Here is a 1,868-nt window from a genome sequence, read left to right on the forward strand (position 1 = left end):
ATGGAAATCCCCCGCCTGCATCCGGACACGATCGAGCAAGTCAAGCAGCGTGCCGACATCGTGGACGTTGTATCCGAGCATGTGGTACTGCGGAAGCAGGGCAAAGACTTTGTAGGGCTGTGTCCCTTCCACGAGGACAAATCGCCCAGCTTCAGCGTCAGCCCCAGCAAGCAGTTCTACTACTGCTTTAGCTGCGGCGCAGGTGGCAACGCGGTCAAGTTTTTAATGGAGTTGGGTAAGCGATCGTTTAGCGAAGTCGTTCTAGACTTGGCGCGACGCTATCAGGTGTCTGTGCAAACCCTGAAAGTCGAGGAGCGGCAGGAGTTTCAGCGGCAGCTATCGGTGCGCGAGCAGCTCTACGAGATTCTGGCGCTGACGGCGCAGTTTTATCAGCACGCCCTGAAGCAGCCTGCCGGACATGCCGCCCTAGAGTACCTGACCGAAAAACGCCACCTGAGCCAGGAAACGATTCAGCAGTTTCAGTTAGGCTATGCGCCTGGAGGCTGGGAAACGCTGTTCGGCTATCTGGTAGAGCAGAAGCACTATCCGGTGGAACTGGTGGAAAAAGCTGGGCTAATTGTACCGCGCAAGTCTGAGGAAACCGAAACCCCAAAAGGCTTTCGTGGCTACTACGATCGGTTCCGCGATCGATTGATGATCCCGATTCAGGATCTACAAGGTCGCGTGATTGGCTTCGGCGGACGCACCCTGACCGACGAACAGCCCAAATACCTCAACTCCCCAGAAACCGATGTCTTCGACAAAAGCAAGCTGCTGTTTGGACTCGACAAAGCTAGAGCCACGATCGCCAAGCAGGACCAAGCCGTCGTCGTAGAAGGCTACTTTGATGTGATTGCGCTCCACGCGGTAGGAATTACCAACGCCGTTGCCTCAATGGGAACCGCGCTAAGCGTGCATCAAGTGCGGCAGCTTTTGCGCTACACAGAATCCAAGCGAATTGTGCTCAACTTTGACACCGATCGCGCCGGTAACCAAGCGGCAGAGCGGGCGATCGGCGAAGTGGCAACGCTGGCCTATCAGGGCGAAGTGCAGCTACGCATTCTGAATATTCCCGCAGGCAAAGATCCCGACGAGTTTTTGCAGTCCCATGCGTCTGCTGACTATCAGCAGCTATTGGATCAGGCTCCTCTGTGGCTAGATTGGCAGATTCAGCAGGCGATCGCGGGGCAGGACCTTGCGCAGGCAGACCAGTTCCAGCAGAGCGTGCAGACGATCGCTAAGCTCCTCGGCAACCTACCCAACGCCACGCTGCGGACCCACTACATCCACCACTGCGCCGAACTGTTGAGTCAGGGCAACGCTCGCCTGACGCTGCAACTCGAAGAAACCCTGAGGCTGCAAGTCCGAGGCGAACGCTGGCACGGGCGCTCCCAACGCTGGCAAACGACCAGCGATCGTTCCCTACTCGAAGAATCTGAAGCGCAACTGCTGCGCCTGTACCTGCACGCTCCACAGCACCGAGCCGCGATCGTCGAAGCGCTCGACTCCCGCGACCTTGAATTCAGCCTGTCTCACCACCGCTTTCTCTGGCGGCAAGTTCTGGATTTAGAGGATGCCTCGTCGTCTGATTTGATTTCCGATCTGCAAGACCGCTGCATTGAGCATCCCAGAGAGATGACTCAGCTCTACCCGCTGTTTCAGCTAGACGAGAAAACCAAGCGCGATATTCTGCGGGCACCACTGGCAATCCGCGCAGCGACGGCGTCGATGGAGCGGGTTATGTGCGACAAGCGCTGTCGTCACTTTCAGGAGCTTTGGGCAGACTCCTCGGCGATCGCGGAACTCAGCGAGTACTACCAGGAAAAGATCTACCACGAGAAGCGGCGGATGGCAGAACTCGATCGCGA

Annotated in this window: 1 protein-coding gene; it reads left to right on the forward strand. The window is 57.2% G+C overall.

What is annotated here, in order from left to right; translation table 11 throughout:
• A partial coding sequence (gene dnaG / locus H6F43_RS14155; RefSeq protein ID WP_190343382.1) for a DNA primase occupies nt 1-1,868 on the forward strand: 1,868 nt, incomplete at both ends.

It is taken from the genome of Leptolyngbya sp. FACHB-36 (genome assembly GCF_014695955.1).
Classification (GTDB): Bacteria; Cyanobacteriota; Cyanobacteriia; order Leptolyngbyales; family Leptolyngbyaceae; genus FACHB-36.